Origin of the sequence: Methylobacter sp. S3L5C (assembly GCF_022788635.1) — a bacterium.
Lineage (GTDB): Bacteria > Pseudomonadota > Gammaproteobacteria > Methylococcales > Methylomonadaceae > Methylobacter_C.
The window spans coordinates 708,171-725,430 of record NZ_CP076024.1; the positions used below are offsets into that span (position 1 = coordinate 708,171).

The following is a 17,260-nucleotide window of genomic DNA, read 5'->3' on the forward strand; positions in this document are numbered from 1 at the left end:
GCAAAAAACAAGTCAGGAACCGGCAAAAACAAAAGCAATAATAGCCCTTGTAATAAGTCTGATGTTAATAAATTATACTTCTATCAGGTTAATTTTAACATTAAGAATGACGTAATATTAATTCCACAGATATTGTTTTATTTTCTATCCGTGAGATGCATAAACTATTTAGTTTAATAAAACGCGTATTTTTTATGCCAAGAATCTTACCAATACCCCGTCAAACCGACAAAAGGACCGTTCAAGGTTATATCGGCTGCCACGACGCGCTTGTCCACGCTAACCTGTAGCACCTTGTAACCTGCCTCCACTGACGTGGGCAAATCAAAGAAGCGTGTGCGGTAGCCAACCAGTCCCAGCACTCCACCGGTGAAGCTCACATTATCCGCCCCGAAGCCACCTACGTTGCCGTCCACCAAAGCAAACCAATGCGGAGAGAACTCCACCATGACCTTGCCGCCTATTATCGGAGCGGTGAAGGACTTGCTGCCAGAAACGCTGATGCCACGGATGAGATCGAGTTGATTGCCCAGCCAAATTGAACGTCCACCAGCATAGAGTTCAAGGAGATTGGAATTAGATTTATTGCTCCAGTTACCGACGCGCTCAGAGGCTGAGGGACCAAACACGCGGTACATTACCCCGTAATCCATGATGCCCATCTCCATTGACAAGCCCGAACTGATCCGATCGAAACGAGGCTTAAAATCCATGCTCATGTAATTGCCGTCCAGAAAGACCCCAAGCTTCTCGTAATGCGCCTCTAAATGCCCATTAAAAGCCATCGGAAAATTACGCAGCTTCCCGGCGATATCGATGAAACTGGCATCGATCGACTTGCCGTACCGACCCACGCCGAAATCACCGCTCACGCCTGGCATCCATGAGTAGAGCGAGAGATTGATCGCCCAAGGATTTTGGGTTTTGGCAGAGTCGTCTTTCTCAATTCCTGCACCGTGGATATTTGAGGCTGTCGCCAAGGTAACAGCAAGAGCTAGTGATTTAAAAGTCAAGAAAAATCTGCTATTTATGGTCATTCAAGCTCACCTTAATTTTTTTGAGTCGGGGTTGCAAACCTCGTCCCGCCTAGTTAGAGGTTTGCAACCTCATCACTCTCGTTTTAAAAACTATTGAAGCCTTCAAACGTTTGGAGCAAAGTTATAAATTCAGCTCCACTTATTTTTATTTATTCGTGAATTGCACGGGAATTAATAATTGCCTGACTAAGGCGCTGCAGTACCCGAAGTCCAGGAAGATAATCGAGTTGCCGCTAGCTCAGCCCAATGGTTAATAGCATTTTCTGCATCACCCCACTGCCACTGAAAACCGGTCGTAAACGAACCACCGCCAATCCTCTTATCCACCACCATAGCGAGTATCTGTCCTGTCACCGAGTCAGTTACCTTAGCTTCAACCTGCGCCGCACCGACAAATGGCATTGTGCCAGTCGCCAGATATTTGAGATTGGACAGCATGTGCGCCTGAGGGACGATCATCGAGATACTCCGCAGTCCTGGCGTAGCTGCCTCAGCATCGGTTAATGCGGCATCGAACTTCATAACACCAGGGCCAGGCTGATCGACGATTTCAAATTTCTGTCCGAGTTGTTCTTTAAGTTGCTGAGAGAGATAGTTCACCAACATCTGCTGATCAGAAGAGGAAATTTGGGTAGAGCTTCCACTCCAGAAAGTCACTGGATCAATGATGATTTTGGTATAATGCCGCCACTGCGCGGCCGGATTAACGTAACGCAGGCCAGTCTGATCCTTCCCGCCAACGGTGAGCAGGGAGCAATCGTCGGCAAGAAAAGCACAATTAACGCCAGATTGTTTGATGTCAACCTTTTGGGTAGTTGTACAGGCGCTTAATGCCAACAGACAAAGAGCAATCAATGGCAAACCCACCGCGACTTTTGTTTGAGATACTGAATTAATCGATTTAATGTTCATGGTTTATTCCTTATGTTTAACTTAAGTTGATTATTCGAAAAAATTACTTATTATTTACAGAAATTAACAAAAACCCTCTCCATGCAAAATCCCAAGCAAACCGGCAATTCTTGCGAACTGTCCAGCCCGTTAATACTTCAATTAATGTCCTCCTTGCTCGGCTTTCATGGCTTCTTCGATCTTCGCTTTTACAGCATCAAGGTTAAAGCTCGCGCCCTTTTGCATCGGCGGATATTCAAGGGCTGTCATAGCCAGCTTACCAACTTGCTGCTGGACAAATACAAAGCGCCAAAACTCGTACTGAAACCATTGAAAGTAATTCTGTGACCCGTTTAGTGTCCCGTTTGCAGGGAAGTCCAGGCGTTCGAAAGGATCCAGACGCAGATTCGTCAGCACCGGCGCATCCACATGCTCCTTGCTGCCAATCCAACCACCGGGTTGGTCAATAAAACGATACTTGTAGTCGTCGATACGCACGGCTCCTAACGTACTTTCGCCGAAATAGAAGATCTCATGGCGATTAGACGGCCCGTTTCCGGTAATCAAGTCCAATTGATTGTAGCCATCAAGATGCACTTTATACTTCGTGTCACCGATTTTTTTGCCCTTTAACAACTCATCGACAATAGCAGGGTCACCAGCTGCGGCCACAAAAGTCGGAAACCAGTCCATACCGGAAAAGATACCGTTCTCAATTTTGCCTGCCGGTACCTTACCCGGCCAGCGAATAATAGCAGGGACGCGAAAACCACCTTCAAAGATGGTGCCTTTTTGCCCTCTGAACGGTGTGTTGCCGCCATCCGGCCAGGTAAATGTCTCGGTGCCGTTATCGGTAGTAAAGACGACGATGGTATTGTCGTCCTCACCCATATCCTTAAGCTTCTGCATCAACAGGCCAATGTCGTCATCAAGCTGCGCCATGCCGGCCTCTTCAATCGACCAACCATTTTGAGCAGTACGCAATGCCTGATACTTTTCTGACAGATGTGTGACGATATGCATGCGGGTGGGGTTAAGCCACAGAAAAAAGGGTTTACCATCGGCCTTGGCTTTTTCCATAAACTTAAAGGAAAGATCACGAATTTCGTCATCTACCGTCTCCATCCGTTTAGGATAAAGGGTTCCTGCGTCTTCAATTTTCTGTTTGCCGATTTTGCCCCAGCGTGGCATTACCGTTACGTCATCCTTGTCGGTCGCCCAACTATGTACCATATTGCGCGGCCCGACTTCGTTTAACAACTCCTGCGGGTAGTTGGGGTGAGCCGGGTCTTCCATAGCATCCAGGTGATACAAATAGCCAAAGAATTCATCAAAACCGTGTACAGTAGGCAAGAACTCGTTCAAATCACCCAGATGGTTCTTGCCGAATTGACCGGTAGCATAGCCCATGGACTTGAGAGTCGTGGCAATGGTTACTGCCTCCTTGGGCAAGCCGACTGGTGATCCTGCCTGCCCAACCGTAGTCATACCGGTGCGAATTGGCAACTCGCCAGTAATAAAATTTGCACGCCCGGCCGTGCAACTCGCTTCGGCGTAATAATCGGTAAAACGCATCCCTTCGGTAGCCAGCTTATCGAGATTGGGTGTACGACCTGCCATCATGCCTTGGTGATAGGCACCAATATTAAACCAGCCAATATCATCGCCCATGATAACAACGATATTAGGTTTTTTAGTCTGCGCTAATTCTTCTGCCTGACCAATTGAAGTAAACAAACAAGCAGTCACAACTGTAAGTGCTATTGCAGCAGGTTGAAACAAGCGTTGCCGCCGGTGTATTAAATTCATATTGTTATCCTGGCATCGTTGATAGAAAAACCAATGGCTAACGCTGGAGGTTAGCTTATTTAATAATAGCAGTGCATCAAGAATCTAGGCTATTGCCCTTTAGGCCTAGATCGTTGAAAAAAAGTCGAAACAGACTATTCTTTTTGGAGATACCAAAATGCATTACACAATTAAAGTTCTGAAGGACAACTCAACCCTTTACGGCCAAATCCAAATACCGACATGACATACAATTAATTACTGATAAATAGTCGATGTTATGCTCGCGAAAGTGCGATGAATCGATTTTATCCGATTTCAAAATACGCTAGGAGGCTGTCCGAGAATAGGAATCGTAGCGAGGGAAAGCCATTTTTAGTCCGGTTTTTTGGTCGCATGGGGCAAATAGTTGTGCCATTTAACGAAAATGAGCGGGAAATCTGGCAAAAATGGCTTTTCCGCAGTAGATTTTCTATTTTCGGACAGCCTCCTAGTCATTGAGAATCAAGAATAGATCAGCCTATTGCTGGATAAGTCAGTTACAAGTAATGGTAAATATGAAAATGAATAAACAACGTAGCCAACCGAGTGAACTGCCTGGTGTAACCATGACAAGCGAATTATTTTATACGTTAGCACATGAGTTAAAACAGCCATTGACTGCAATTCTCAGTAACGCTCAGGCCGCACTACATTTTTTACCTCAGGACAACCCAGCTCTGGATGAAGTACGAGATATCCTTAAAGATATTATCAACGAGAATAAACGCGCGAGTGAAGTGATTAACCGCTTACATCTGCTGCTTGGCAAAAAAGAAATACAACATCTGCCAGTTGATATAAACGAGCTGGTACAAGAAGTCTTAGCACTAATTAATGGCGATTTGGCTAATGGTCAAATAATCGTCAATACCAGTCTCACGCTAAATTTACCGGCCGTTATTGGCGATGGGGTACTGTTGCAACAAGTGCTTCTCAATCTATTATTAAATGGCTGCAATGCCTCGGTTGAGAATGATTGTCTCGAAGATCGCCAACTCCATATCCATACACAACAAAACGGTGACTCTGTTCAAGTGTCAGTGACTGACCAAGGCCAAGGTATTGCACTGAATAACATGGATTATATTTTTGAGCCTTTCTTTACAACCCGATCACAAGGTATGGGATTGGGACTGGCCGTCTGCCGTACTATTATTAATGCCCACAATGGACAACTTTGGGCGACAAATAACGCTGATTGCGGCGCGAGCTTTTATTTTACGCTGCCAACTTACCAAAGAGAAAGTACATGAACGATTCAACACCCACCGTATTTATAATTGACGATGATCCGTCTGTATTGAAAGCCCTTGCAAGACTGCTGAGATCAGTAGGACTCAATGCGACCACCTTTCTTACACCGCAAGAATTTTTCGACCAATACGATCAAGGTATTCCTGGTTGCCTGGTGCTGGATATTGCCATGCCCGGTATAAACGGCCTTAAGATGCAGCAGGTGCTAGCCGATCAAGACTATACGCTACCGATTATTTTTCTTACCGGCCACGGCGATATACGAATGAGTGTACAAGCGATAAAGCAGGGTGCTATTGATTTTCTGACCAAACCCGCCAATGATACTATCTTGATTGCAGCCATCCACAGTGCCCTTGATAAGGATCGTATAGCCAGGGAAAAATTTTCTGAACTAAGTGAACTTAAGCAACGCTTGGCGAAATTGACACCGCGTGAGCGAGAGGTTTTAAGCCATATTATTTCCGGAAAAATAAACAAGAAAATAGCCGCTGAGCTGGGTACGGTGGAGAAAACAATCAAGGTCCATCGCGCGCACTTGATGATGAAGTTAAAAGTACATTCACTGGCCGAGCTGGTAAAACTTGCCGAACGCTTGGGCGTTACTTCCTCGCCGATAGAATAAATACTGTCAATAATGATAACGACAAAACATGGTCTAATTATCCTTGGTAAAACTTATAAATACCCCATCAACAACAGCTAACCCGACGACTTTCCAGCCCTAACCATTCATGTATTCTCGCAATTTCGATAAGATTTTGTCCTAAAATTCTTGAAACATGGCTATTCTTTTCCTGATAAAAAAGGTACAAAAGTAACTGCTTCCAGTTGCTCAATATCATAGCCGATGGTTGTGCGAGTAACGCGCTGTAAGGTTTGCTGCCCACTGATGCCAATAGGAATAACCATAACTCCCCCAATAGCTAACTGCTGTAACAACATTGGCGGAATTTCAGCCGCAGCTGCAGATGCCAGAATACCGTCGAAGGGCGCGTAATCGGGCCAACCCAGATGGCCGTCACTGTATAAGTAACTGATATTTTTGAGCTTTAAATCCCATAAATTACTTTTGGCTTTTCTCTGTAGCGGCAGGATTCTTTCAATGGAATATACCTTATCAACTAACTGCGCCAGAATAGCGGTCTGGTATCCACAACCGGTGCCTATCTCAAGAACCTTGCCTAAATGATCCGATGATCTCAGCAACAATTCGGTCATTTTTGCGACAATATAAGGCTGGGAAATGGTTTGATTGTATCCGATGGGTAGTGCAGTATCCTCATAAGCCCTGCTGGCCAAGGCTTCATCCATAAAAATATGCCGAGGGGTATCACGCATAATTTCCAAAACTTTTTCCTTGTAAATGCCCTGCCCCAACAACCGCTTAATCATACGCTCACGCGTACGTAAAGAAGTCATACCAATGCCTTGCAGGCTTAGCGTCATAACTCGCTCTCATTTGGCAACCATGCCTTTAGCGCACTAATTCGCTCATACCAGGTTAAATCAATCTGTAAGGGAGTAACCGATACATAACCGGCATTAATGGCATAAAAATCAGTCCCGGGTCCTGCATCCTGCTCGGCGCCCGGCGGTCCTACCCAATAAATAGTACGTCCACGGGGATCTTCGCTCTTGATTACCGGCTCTGATTTATGACGTTGGCCCAGTCGCGTAGCCTGATAGCCTTTTAAATCAGTTATGGCGACATCCGGCACATTAACATTAAGAATGGTATCTTTTGGCAAAGGGTTCTTGATCAGTTGCTTTAATAGCGATACCGCAACCTCGGCTGCGGTATCAAAATGAACGGGATTACTGCCTACCAGTGATATGGCAATAGCCGGCAACCCTAAAAAACGCCCCTCGGTTGCAGCTGCAACAGTACCGGAATAAAGTACGTCATCACCCATATTGGAGCCATGATTGATACCTGCAAAAACCATATCAGGCTCTTTGTCCAAGAAACCGGTTATTGCCAAATGCACACAATCCGTAGGCGTACCATCGACTTTAATAAAGCCGTTATCGGTTGTATAAGCGCGTAGCGGCATTTCCAGCGTCAAGGAGTTACTCGCCGCGCTGCGGTTCCTATCAGGTGCAACTACTGATACTTTTGCATGTTTTTGCAAGGCATTGACTAATACTGTAAGACCTTCAGCCAAATACCCATCATCATTACTTACCAAAATATGCATAATCATTCGCCCTGAAGCGCAATAAGCTATAAAATCGGATATCTTAGCAACAATACCTAACAAAATCAGCTTTCGTGGCAAAAAAAACGCTTACCTCAGAAGACCGTGACTTATTTCGCCAGACTATTGGTAAAGTCCACGCCGTTAATAGTGACAAAGTACTGTTAAATATAGACAATAAACCCAAGCCTTACCCCAGACCCTTGATCATTGATATCAACGGTCATTTAATGGACTCGGCAACTACAGATATAGAAAAAGTCGGACTTGAAGATACCTTAAGCTTTATCGCTCCAGGCTTGCAAAACAACATCTTAAAAAAATTGCGGCGCGGTTTTTTTGGCCTGGACGCTGAAATTGATCTGCATGGATTAACCAGTAATGCTGCTAAACAGCAATTACTGCATTTTATGCATGACTGTGTCGACACGGGTTGCCGCTGTATACATATTGTTCACGGCAAAGGCTATCGCTCAGCTGACAACCATCCGGTTTTAAAAAACAACATCAACTTATGGCTAAGACAGCATAAAGATGTGCAGGCGTTTTGTTCTGCACCACCCAAAGACGGCGGCACAGGCGCAGTATTTGTATTATTGCAGTTGGGAGAAAAGTATAGCCATTACAGTGAGTCTGAATTATAGGAATATTTCTTCATAACGTAACATAACGGAATTTACAACACCCGCTGATTACATTTTGCAAATGTACCAACATTTTCAACTGGTTCGATCGGAGTTACAAACCCTGATCAGCTTCCAGCACTAACTTTTAATAAATTCGCTGTAACAAAGTAGAACTTAACGGTTTATTTTTATGGGTTACCTATAGGTATTTATACTAATGGTTTATTTACCACCAAAACATTAAAATTCTTACAACCTGGAATGGCACTATTTAAGTTGCCCCACAGAGTTTCCATCAAAGATAGGGTAATCCTAAATCTTATCATTGACCCCTTCAGTTTAATTTTTCTACTCTAGCTAACGGATTGAATTAAAGTGATAACCCAATTAATTGATTTACAACAGCTAATTTGCATTCTTGATGAATGCAATATTATTCAGACAAAAAGGTATGACATTAATACATTAATTCATATCATTCAACATTCATACTTTGGCTTCGCAACTATCATCGAGGAAGCTATAGGCGGAGGTACTTTAGTTTACGAACAGGACGAGCAATCAGTTAATACACTCAAGCCTGACAACGCTTGCACCCCCGTTGCACATACTTTGAAACCTACTGAACTCACCAAATATTTCCATCGGCGTTGCAAATCCGGACTTGCTTCCAGAGGCGGTTGATAAGAATTTATGCAAAAACCTCCGCTCCTTTTTTTCAAAGAGGATTAACGGTCAAACTTGTTACAGCTCGATAATCTCACGTAATACTGACGTTGCATAACTGCCTGCAGGCAAAGTAAAACAAAGCTCGACTACACTGTCAGTAACAAACTGCCACTGTAACTCCTGCACATTAACCCGTAATGCACGCCGATCTTTATCAACGCCAGAAGCGACCAAACCCTTTGCCAGTTCAGGAGTTGCGTCGATAACAGCTTGTTCAAGGCTTAGCGTATCACCTGATACACCAGCGTCGCCTTTTCCCCATAACGCACCCGTCGGATGCATATCTTTTATCTCCAATCGCCGAATAATTTCAGCATCAGGAAACTCCGATTTAAAACAGCTATGCGAAAGATCAAATTGATAAGTATCACCCGCAACCGGCTGATCCCAGTTTTTACTGATAACCCGATCAGCTAAAATCTGGTTGAACAAGTACGAACGTGCGGCAGATAAATACAGACTGCGTTGTTCTCGCCCAACTTTGGCACCAGCAAACATTGCCAACGCTTTATTAACGTTTTGGCCTTCATTACCAAAGCGTTGAGAGCCGTAATAATTAGCCATGCCGTTGACCTTTATGGCTTCCAACTGCTGAATAGTTTTATCTTTATCACCTTGCCAATCCCGAACGACCAGTGTAAAACTGTTACCTGACAATACACCGCGCTTTAGTTTGCGGGCATGGCGTACCGCCTGTAATACTTTCATGCTGTCTGTTTCAAACTGCGACCAGTCCGGATCAGCTTTGCCGGGCAACCAGACACTAAACCATTGTGTGGTAACCGCATGTCGATCTTTTAACCCCGCGTAACTGACATCACGTTGCCTGACATTGGCAAATCTTGCTAGTTGCCTGGCGACATAATCGGTATTTTCCCCGCTCTTTTCTATTTGCAAAAAGGCATGTTCTCCCGTACCAGATGGTTCAAAAGCCAAATTTTCTTTAACAATAAAGTCTTCGGGAATACTACGGATTTTACCGGAACCGGAAGGTTGACCATAAACGTAAGGCCATACCGGGATTTCAATCGTTTGCGTGTTGACAATCATAGTGTTTTAAGCGTTCAGGGCTACCAAATCTAGCTACAATAACACAGCAAAGTTCGTTAACATGCAAAAGTTTAACCCTTTAGATTAACGCAATACTCATCCACCAAACCGATCAATTTATGCGTCAAGGTTAACGAAAAAACAAAAATAGCTGAAATCATAACAACCACGCACAATTTCCAAATTAGCTTTTGCGGACAGCACAAATCTTGGCAGCCTCTTGCCAGGAGGCTGTCCGAGAATAGGAACCGTAGCGAGGGAAAGCAATTCTTATGATGTTAACTAATAGACAAATACCCATGAACACCCAGGTTATCAGTGGTTTGCCCAACAATAAAATGCGTATTGGTACCGTTGATAATTTGAGTATTCAAATCCGCCAAAGAAGACGCGCCAAATTCCGCCAAGGTATGTCCGGTCAGTGTCAAAGAATTTAACGCGGAATTAGTCGCACCACTGGCAGATCCTTCAGGTAGCAGGTTCTGGATATGCAAAGTCAAGCCGGTATAACCGGTTGCGCCACCGGTGTTAAAGTCGGTATAGCCGGCATTAATCGTGCTAACGCCTTTAACCCAACCCCAAATCGTGGCTTTATCCTGGCCTTTATCAAAATCAGTCAGCGTTGACCACGTCACTCCCGTTGCTCTTCCATCCATAAAGAAAGTATTGACACCATCGCCACCACTTAAAAAACTGGAGCCGGTTGTGCCATCAATGACATCATTACCGCCACCACCATTGGCTGCCTTATTACCTGTGCCAGCCATATTGATATAATCATTGCTGGTACTGCCGATAACGATAGCATCAGGTGACTTGTCATATATCTGATAGTCTAAATCCAAATTTTGTCCGGGATTTTGTACATAAGCCTCAGCCTTAATATAGGTATTGATGCCATTACTAAATGATTTGAACAAACCTGCCTCCGGAGTGACGTTCACTGGTGTAATATCCAGCGTTGCTATCGCTGCTACCGTACCTGCAGTAGGACTGACACTATCGGTGATGGTGTAGCTAAAACTAACCGACGTTGAATCATTTAATAGCGGCGTATAGCTCCAGGTAGCATCAGCATTCTTAACCAAAGTACCCTGGCCTGATGTAATATTCAGGTCGGCAGCAGTAAGGAGATTATTGTCAATATCCGCTGCATTACCCAACAATTCGGCTTGCGTAATTACGCGGGGTTGGCTGTTCTCAAAAATTTGTAACAAGGTGACATCTGAAGTCGTCGGTGCATCATTAACATTAATTACAGCAGTGGTTGCAGAACTGGTTACGTTTTCAGGTGTACCCATAAGGTCAATATAGCTGGCTCTTACGGTAATGATTTTATCCACTTCCGCCTGACTCAATGTTAGTGTTGAAGCTGTTGCACCTTGAATAGCTATACCACCTGCCAACCATTGGTAAGTAATCGGGGCAGTACCCATACCATCCAAATCCACCAAGGTATTGGCGACTGTCAATATTTGGTTTTGCTCAAGCAAGCCGGAGATAGTGACGGTGCCGGTAGGCAAGTCATTAACATCGGCTACGGTAGTGGTGGCAGAGCTCAATACCTGTTCAAGTTTATTCAGGCCGTCGGTATAGCTGGCCTGAACGGTAATGGCTTTGTTCACTTGCGCTTGAGTTAAGGTAAACGTTTCGCCTGTTGCACCTTCAATAGCTATACCACCTGCCAACCATTGGTAAGTAATCGGGGCAGTACCCATGCCATCCAAATCCACCAAGGTATTTGCGGCTGTCAATATTTGGTTTTGCTCAATCAAGCCGGAGATAGTGACGGTGCCGGTAGGCAGGTCATTAACATTGGCTACGGCAGTGGTGGCAGAGCTCAATACCTGTTCAAGTTTATTCAGGCCGTCGGTATAGCTGGCCTGAACGGTGATGACTTTGTTCACTTGCGCTTGAGTTAAGGTGAATGTTTCGCCTGTCGCACCTTCAATAGCTATACCACCTGCCAACCATTGGTAAGTAATCGGGGCAGTACCCATGCCATCCAAATCCACCAAGGTATTGGCGGCTGTCAGCATTTCGCCTTGAGTCGGCGTACCGGAGATAGTGACGGTGCCGGTAGGCAAGTCATTAACACCGGCTACGGCAGTGGTGGCAGAGCTCAATACCTGTTCAAGTTTATTCAGGCCGTCGGTATAGCTGGCCTGAACGGTGATAACTTTGTTCACTTGCGCTTGAGTTAAGGTAAACGTCTCGCCTGTTGCACCTTCAATAGCTATACCACCTGCCAACCATTGGTAAGTAATCGGGGCAGTACCCATGCCATCCAAATCCACCAAGGTATTGGCGGCTGTCAATATTTGGTTTTGCTCAATCAAGCCGGAGATAGTGACGGTGCCGGTAGGCAGGTCATTAACATCGGCTACGGTAGTGGTGGCAGAGCTCAATACCTGTTCAAGTTTATTCAGGCCGTCGGTATAGCTGGCCTTAACGGTGATGACTTTGTTCACTTGCGCTTGAGTTAAGGTAAACGTTTCGCCTGTTGCACCTTCAATAGCTATACCACCTGCCAACCATTGGTAAGTAATCGGGGCAGTACCCATACCATCCAAATCCACCAAGGTATTGGCGACTGTCAATATTTGGTTTTGCTCAATCAAGCCGGAGATAGTGACGGTGCCGGTAGGCAAGTCATTAACATCGGCTACGGTAGTGGTGGCAGAGCTCAATACCTGTTCAAGTTTATTCAGGCCGTCGGTATAGCTGGCCTGAACGGTAATGGCTTTGTTCACTTGCGCTTGAGTTAAGGTAAACGTTTCGCCTGTTGCACCTTCAATAGCTAGGCCACCTGCCAACCATTGGTAAGTAATCGGGACTGTACCCATACCATCCAAATCCGCCAAGGTATTAGCGGCTGTCAGCATTTCGCCTTGAGTCGGCGTACCGGAGATAGTGACGGTGCCGGTAGGCAAATCATTAACATTGGCTACGGCAGTGGTGGCAGAGCTCAATACCTGTTCAAGTTTATTCAGGCCGTCGGTATAGCTGGCCTGAACGGTGATGACTTTGTTCACTTGCGCTTGAGTTAAGGTAAACGTCTCGCCTGTTGCACCTTCAATAGCTATACCACCTGCCAACCATTGGTAAGTAATCGGGGCAGTACCCATACCATCCAAATCCACCAAGGTATTGGCGACTGTCAATATTTGGTTTTGCTCAATCAAGCCGGAGATAGTGACGGTGCCGGTAGGCAGGTCATTGACATTGGCTACCATAGTGGTGGCAACACTCGTTACTTGTTCAGCGGTAAGTAGTTGGTCAGTATAGCTGGCTTTAACGGTAATTTCTTTGCCCACTTGCTCTTGAGTTAACGTCCACGTAGCGGCTATTGCGCCGCTAATGGCTACTGTATCAGCAAACCATTGGTAAGTAATAGTTGCTGGATTCAAACCATCGGCATCGACCAAGGTACTGATGTCTGCTGTCAGTATTTGGCCTTGAGTCGGCGTACCGGAGATAGTGACGGTGCCGGTAGGCAAGTCATTAACATCGGCTACGGTAGTGGTGGCAGAGCTCAATACCTGTTCAAGTTTATTCAGGCCGTCGGTATAGCTGGCCTGAACGGTGATGACTTTGTTCACTTGCGCTTGAGTTAAGGTAAACGTTTCGCCTGTTGCACCTTCAATAGCTATACCACCTGCCAACCATTGGTAAGTAATCGGGGCAGTACCCATACCATCCAAATCCACCAAGGTATTTGCGGCTGTCAATATTTGGTTTTGCTCAATCAAGCCGGAGATAGTGACGGTGCCGGTAGGCAGGTCATTAACATCGGCTACGGCAGTGGTGGCAGAGCTCAATACCTGTTCAAGTTTATTCAGGCCGTCGGTATAGCTGGCCTGAACGGTGATGACTTTGTTCACTTGCGCTTGAGTTAAGGTAAACGTTTCGCCTGTTGCACCTTCAATAGCTAAGCCACCTGCCAACCATTGGTAAGTAATCGGGACTGTACCCATACCATCCAAATCCGCCAAGGTATTGGCGGCTGTCAGCATTTCGCCTTGAGTCGGCGTACCGGAGATAGTGACGGTGCCGGTATGTGGATTATTGAACTGTCCTACGCTGGCAGTAGCAAAACTAGTCGCACTTTCCGGACTACCTAGTAGGTCATTAAAACTGGCTCTTACGGTAATGACTTTACCTACTTCGGCCAAAGTTAACGTAAACGTATCGGCTGTTGCACCTTGAATATCTATACCACCTGCTACCCATTGGTAGGAAATTTCACCCATGCCGTCAATGTCATATAAGGTACTGACTGCTGTCAATATTTGTTTTTCCTCAACCGTACCGGTGATAGTGACTGTGCCGGTATGTGGGTCATTGACATTGGCTACCATAGTGGTGGCAACACTCGTTACTTGTTCAGCGGTAAGTAGTTGGTCAGTATAGCTGGCTTTAACGGTAATTTCTTTGCCCACTTGCTCTTGAGTTAACGTCCACGTAGCGGCTATTGCGCCGCTAATGGCTACTGTATCAGCAAACCATTGGTAAGTAATAGTTGCTGGATTCAAACCATCGGCATCGACCAAGGTACTGATGTCTGCTGTCAGTATTTGGCCTTGAGTCGGCGTACCGGAGATAGTGACGGTGCCGGTAGGCAAGTCATTAACATCGGCTACGGTAGTGGTGGCAGAGCTCAATACCTGTTCAAGTTTATTCAGGCCGTCGGTATAGCTGGCCTGAACGGTGATGACTTTGTTCACTTGCGCTTGAGTTAAGGTAAACGTTTCGCCTGTTGCACCTTCAATAGCTATACCACCTGCCAACCATTGGTAAGTAATCGGGGCAGTACCCATACCATCCAAATCCACCAAGGTATTGGCGACTGTCAATATTTGGTTTTGCTCAATCAAGCCGGAGATAGTGACGGTGCCGGTAGGCAGGTCATTAACATTGGCTACGGCAGTGGTGGCAGAGCTCAATACCTGTTCAAGTTTATTCAGGCCGTCGGTATAGCTGGCCTGAACGGTGATAACTTTGTTCACTTGCGCTTGAGTTAAGGTAAACGCCTCGCCTGTTGCACCTTCAATAGCTAGGCCACCTGCCAACCATTGGTAAGTAATCGGGACTGTACCCATACCATCCAAATCCGCCAAGGTATTAGCGGCTGTCAGCACTTCGCCTTGAGTCGGCGTACCGGAGATAGTGACGGTGCCGGTAGGCAAATCATTAACATTGGCTACGGCAGTGGTGGCAGAGCTCAATACCTGTTCAAGTTTATTCAGGCCGTCGGTATAGCTGGCCTGAACGGTGATGACTTTGTTCACTTGCGCTTGAGTTAAGGTAAACGTCTCGCCTGTTGCACCTTCAATAGCTATACCACCTGCCAACCATTGGTAAGTAATCGGGGCAGTACCCATACCATCCAAATCCACCAAGGTATTGGCGACTGTCAATATTTGGTTTTGCTCAATCAAGCCGGAGATAGTGACGGTGCCGGTAGGCAGGTCATTGACATTGGCTACCATAGTGGTGGCAACACTCGTTACTTGTTCAGCGGTAAGTAGTTGGTCAGTATAGCTGGCTTTAACGGTAATTTCTTTGCCCACTTGCTCTTGAGTTAACGTCCACGTAGCGGCTATTGCGCCGCTAATGGCTACTGTATCAGCAAACCATTGGTAAGTAATAGTTGCTGGATTCAAACCATCGGCATCGACCAAGGTACTGATGTCTGCTGTCAGTATTTGGCCTTGAGTCGGCGTACCGGAGATAGTGACGGTGCCGGTAGGCAAGTCATTAACAGCCACGACAGTCACAGTTACTGTCGCACTAGTGGATAGCAACGCGCTATCGCTGGCTACATAGCTAAAGTCAGCCACACCGCTGAAGTTGGCAGACGGGGTAAAACTGACTGTGCCGTCGGCATTTAATACCGCTGTGCCGTTGTTGCCGGAGGTGACACTGGCGATGGTTAAGGCTGCGCCTTCAACATCAGTATCATTACCCAGCAATTGTGCTGCCGTATAGATAATCAACGTGTCTTCAGTCGCAGTGAGGCTGTCATCGACGGCTACCGGAGCAGTATTAACAGGAGCAATATTTATATTATCCAACGACATGGCAAACTGCATACCGTCTACAGGTGTTTGCTGATAGCCGGCATAATGAATCCAGAAAGCGCCAATATTTTCAAAAGCGCTACTGAGTGTCACCAGACCGTTAAAACCGTTAGTCAATGTTTGACGGGCAATCCAGGCACCACTATTGGCATCAGTATCCAGGGTTGGATTTAATGCCGAGGCATAACCCAAAATTTCCCAATAATCATTGGCACCGGCCACGCTGGTTACTGACTCACCTGAACTTTGGCTTATGTAAGTGCCAGTAGCATACGGATTTTCATCACTAGCCACCGCATCAAAATTAAGTGATGTCAGGCTAAAGGCGCTACTGTCCAAAGCCCTGATATAAAGTCCACTAGAGTCGGAATGATACATCACGTTTCTGTCATTAACCGTTCCACCACGGTGAACATGGGCGATGTTGTTGGAAGTATCCTGGACAATACCCACCACCAAGCCATCTTCGTAATAAGCGCCAGCGGCATTTGTGCCAGCAGTAAGACCACCGGATTGAGGAGCAACATTAGCAAAACCTGCATAGGCGGACTGGGTCATGCCCAGGTTGCCCGCTGTACTTGCAACTTGTGGATTATCCACTTCACCTTTATTAAAGTTTATAACAGCCGCACCTGCTAATATTCCGTTATAAACCGGTTGCAAGGCTATTGCCTCAATAGTTCCGGTAGCCGCTTCCAATACCCAATTACCGCCCAAGGCCGTTGCGCCGGTTAAGTCAGTTGACGCCGCCACATCGGCACTGGTTAAGGCCGCAAATTGATTGATAAAATCCAACCCAACGGGGTCTGCTGCGACATTACAGCCATACAGCAAAATATCACCGGTGGCGTTTAAGGCACTACCTATCGTTTCCAGTTGGCTGGTGTATTGCTGTAAATTGTCAGTAGTTAGGGTAGTTGAACCCAAACTGATACTGCCCGCACTGCCGTGGGAAATAATTTGCAGGCTTTGCAACGGAACAAAATTTTGTGTGTTTGCGGCTAACGTCGTCAGGTAAGCACTGATTTGGGCGAGTCCATCAGAACCCGAATCAAGAATTAACACAGCCGTATCGGTGCCAACATCGGCGGCCAAGCTTTGCCAGTTGCCAACTTGGCTGTCGATGACTAACAATTTTTTGACTGGAGTAATGACTTGATTCATGGTGAATACCTAATTTGCTGTGTAGATTAAAAGAGTTATGTTTTTTAGTACTATTGAAGCGACTGGCAACTCGCCAGGTCTTTTATATACATTTTTAATTCATGTACCGTAAACAAAACGACACATAGATCGGCTATTATGGTGTGCTGGCTTAAGCTCGATAATCTCGTCCTTAAATCGACTATCAGCGACCCGCTCAGGTAATCTCTGCTTTAGCTGTGATTATGGAATAGTGAAATTATTTGACTCATGCTGAATAGCTTTTTTGTGTGTAATAAAGGTCTTTTTTTAATTTAAAACTGCATTTGATATATCCTGAGTTCGAGATAAGAAAAATGAGGCCAACGCTTTAATAAAAGAAAACAATCTCAGCGTCTTACTAAGGATTTATTGTC

Annotated in this window: 11 protein-coding genes; 4 read left to right on the top strand and 7 right to left on the bottom strand. The window is 45.7% G+C overall.

Annotation, left to right across the window (positions count from 1 at the left end; all coding sequences use genetic code 11):
- Nucleotides 1-206 precede the first annotated feature (206 nt).
- The 3 genes from KKZ03_RS03470 to KKZ03_RS03480 all read right to left on the bottom strand — a co-directional run bounded on the left by KKZ03_RS03470 (nt 207) and on the right by KKZ03_RS03480 (nt 3,737).
- Nucleotides 207-1,037, bottom strand: coding sequence for a hypothetical protein (locus tag KKZ03_RS03470; RefSeq protein WP_243220082.1), 831 nt, complete (start codon nt 1,035-1,037; stop codon nt 207-209).
- 186 nt (nt 1,038-1,223) lie between these two features.
- Nucleotides 1,224-1,949: a DUF3313 domain-containing protein gene (locus KKZ03_RS03475; RefSeq protein WP_243220083.1), complete on the bottom strand. Its 726-nt coding sequence runs from the start codon at nt 1,947-1,949 to the stop codon at nt 1,224-1,226.
- Nucleotides 1,950-2,090: 141 nt separating this feature from the next.
- Entirely contained in the window at nt 2,091-3,737 is a 1,647-nt protein-coding gene (locus KKZ03_RS03480) for an arylsulfatase (protein ID WP_243220084.1), read from the bottom strand.
- 536 nt (nt 3,738-4,273) lie between these two features.
- Between KKZ03_RS03480 and KKZ03_RS03485 the strand changes: the two genes are divergently transcribed.
- Nucleotides 4,274-5,011: a sensor histidine kinase gene (locus KKZ03_RS03485; RefSeq protein ID WP_243220085.1), complete on the top strand. Its 738-nt coding sequence runs from the start codon at nt 4,274-4,276 to the stop codon at nt 5,009-5,011.
- Nucleotides 5,008-5,637, top strand: coding sequence for a response regulator transcription factor (locus tag KKZ03_RS03490; RefSeq protein ID WP_243220086.1), 630 nt, complete (start codon nt 5,008-5,010; stop codon nt 5,635-5,637). The genes KKZ03_RS03485 and KKZ03_RS03490 overlap by 4 nt, the downstream gene beginning before the upstream one ends.
- Before the next feature lie 161 nt (nt 5,638-5,798).
- Here KKZ03_RS03490 and KKZ03_RS03495 read toward each other — a convergent pair whose 3' ends face one another.
- Entirely contained in the window at nt 5,799-6,461 is a 663-nt protein-coding gene (locus tag KKZ03_RS03495) for a protein-L-isoaspartate(D-aspartate) O-methyltransferase (protein ID WP_243220088.1), read from the bottom strand.
- Nucleotides 6,458-7,213 carry a 5'/3'-nucleotidase SurE gene (gene surE, locus KKZ03_RS03500; RefSeq protein ID WP_243220089.1) on the bottom strand — a complete coding sequence of 252 codons (756 nt, stop codon included), beginning with the start codon at nt 7,211-7,213 and terminating at the stop codon, nt 6,458-6,460. The genes KKZ03_RS03495 and surE overlap by 4 nt, the downstream gene beginning before the upstream one ends.
- A 74-nt stretch (nt 7,214-7,287) precedes the next feature.
- Here surE and KKZ03_RS03505 point away from each other — a divergent pair, with 74 nt between their 5' ends.
- Nucleotides 7,288-7,857 (top strand): Smr/MutS family protein, encoded by a 570-nt coding sequence (locus tag KKZ03_RS03505; protein ID WP_243220091.1) that lies wholly within the window; start codon nt 7,288-7,290, stop codon nt 7,855-7,857.
- Between the two features lie 357 nt (nt 7,858-8,214).
- Nucleotides 8,215-8,523, top strand: coding sequence for a hypothetical protein (locus tag KKZ03_RS03510; RefSeq protein ID WP_243220093.1), 309 nt, complete (start codon nt 8,215-8,217; stop codon nt 8,521-8,523).
- Nucleotides 8,524-8,583: 60 nt separating this feature from the next.
- On the opposite strand, the gene truD is transcribed toward KKZ03_RS03510, so the two are convergent.
- Together truD and KKZ03_RS03520 are read right to left on the bottom strand one after the other, a co-directional pair.
- Nucleotides 8,584-9,618, bottom strand: a complete 1,035-nt coding sequence (gene truD, locus KKZ03_RS03515) for a tRNA pseudouridine(13) synthase TruD (protein WP_243220094.1) — start codon at nt 9,616-9,618, stop codon at nt 8,584-8,586.
- 278 nt (nt 9,619-9,896) lie between these two features.
- Entirely contained in the window at nt 9,897-16,865 is a 6,969-nt protein-coding gene (locus KKZ03_RS03520; RefSeq protein WP_243220096.1) for a DUF4347 domain-containing protein, read from the bottom strand.
- Between the last annotated feature and the right edge of the window lie 395 nt (nt 16,866-17,260).